General features: G+C 40.2%; 3 protein-coding genes. All 3 read left to right on the forward strand.

Annotation, left to right across the window (positions count from 1 at the left end):
- Positions 1–378 (forward strand): hypothetical protein (locus SD69_RS19050; RefSeq protein ID WP_041522733.1); only part of this gene is annotated, 378 nt, incomplete at its 5' end.
- Between the two features lie 81 nt (positions 379–459).
- Positions 460–861, forward strand: coding sequence for a hypothetical protein (locus tag SD69_RS07570; protein WP_041522734.1), 402 nt, complete (start codon positions 460–462; stop codon positions 859–861).
- Positions 862–911: 50 nt separating this feature from the next.
- Positions 912–1,424: a hypothetical protein gene (locus tag SD69_RS07575; protein WP_041522735.1), complete on the forward strand. Its 513-nt coding sequence runs from the start codon at positions 912–914 to the stop codon at positions 1,422–1,424.
- The last annotated feature ends 144 nt before the right edge of the window (positions 1,425–1,568 follow it).

The raw sequence follows: 1,568 nt of genomic DNA on the forward strand, positions 1-1,568 counted from the left end.
CACTTCGTTGCGCTGGACGTCGCTGACGCTCCGCCTTTTATGTGGGCGTTATGTGCTATGACTAATTGGGAAAAAGTTTACATGAATGCTTATTTTGCGTTTTGCGTAGTTTTCCTTGTCATTTATCAATTGTGGTTTTGGCCAATATTAAATGGAACGCCAGAAATTGTAAGCATCTCTCACGACTCCATGGATATTGTCGTATATACAGTTCTGGCTTCTAGCCTATTTTCCGAGATCCTACTTTTCCGCGATCTTCATCTACGAAAAATGAACGACAAGTCCGGTTGGGTGGGGGCTCTAATTATGTTTAATGTAGTCGCTGCTCCCTTGTTCTATTTCAAGTATGCTAGGTACCCCCGAAGTGGTCTCACATAACAAGCAAAGGCAACATCGCCCGGAGGGGCTGGACCTCGCTTCGCTCGGCCGTTGCTTTGGGCGTTATAACCGGAAGGAAGCATGATTAAATATTGCCTATTATTGACCTTTTTTTTCTGTTCTTCAGTCTTTGGGTGTGGGGACGATAAAATTCCCATTAGTGTTGTTAACAGCTATGACAAGATTCCCACAGATGATAAACGAGTCGAAATGCTAATTGTTGCACCACTAGAATTTGAGGGTTTTGAATTAAATTCAGCTGAGTTATTTGTTGGGGAGTCCATGACAGTAATGCATAAGTTTACTGACTTTGACGAGTATCCGAGCAGTGGGGTTTATATTGTTGTGGGAACTTTACCTTTCCTGAAAAATAGCTACGCAAGCGTCACATACGTCAATAAGGCCGTAGCGGACGGAAATGGTAACGTAGTATTTTCTCCGTGTTTACATAATCAGCGGGTAGATTGGGGTTATAACAAGTAAAATCAGCGGATAAACCGCTGTTTTAGGCGTTACATTTTTAAGGATGAATTATGAAATATCTTAGATATGCGTTTGTGGCATTTTTGTCTGGGATATTCTTTTCTTTAGGCGTTTTTGTGGTCATAAAATACGCTATTCCTCTTTTTTTAGAGTATGACTCTGACTCTATATATCGCGAAGAAATAGATCGAGTAGAAGAAAAGCTTGGGAAGTCATGTATAGATTTACACCATGAGGTAATTGTTTTTGCAAAAAACGATATTGGAGAAATTATTAATCAAGGGTTAAAGGGAGGTGATTGGATTGCCATTATTACAAAAGAACAAAAAAGCTTCGTTGATGAAGCCGATGAGCATATATCAGAATGTCAACGTGCAGAATATAGCGCAAGAAAACTAGGCCATAACTGGCCATCATTTGATGATCTTCAGTACCTTTACTCTGCCCTGAAGATATATTCAACTAGATATGGCAAAGGCCCTGCCTCTTCGAGAGATCTAAAACCAGAGGCGCTAGATCGTTTGATCTTCAACTATCAAAATGTAACAAGTAAAGGCATTTGACGTGCAAAAGGCGCTCGCAAATGCTTTAGGCGTTAGAAATTCCAGGGGGCCATATCATTGAAGATAAAGATTTGGCTAGTGATACTTTCATTCATAGTATTGATAGCACTACTCCATTTTGACGTAGAATTTATAATCGGGGGT

The sequence above is a fragment of the Gilvimarinus agarilyticus genome (assembly GCF_000832015.1).
GTDB classification, from domain to species: domain Bacteria; phylum Pseudomonadota; class Gammaproteobacteria; order Pseudomonadales; family Cellvibrionaceae; genus Gilvimarinus; species Gilvimarinus agarilyticus.

Coding starts and splice junctions, on each gene's coding strand:
- SD69_RS07575 (WP_041522735.1), top strand. CDS start 912: ATGAAATATCTTAGATATGCGTTTGTGGCATTTTTGTCTGGGATATTC.
- SD69_RS07570 (WP_041522734.1), top strand. CDS start 460: ATGATTAAATATTGCCTATTATTGACCTTTTTTTTCTGTTCTTCAGTC.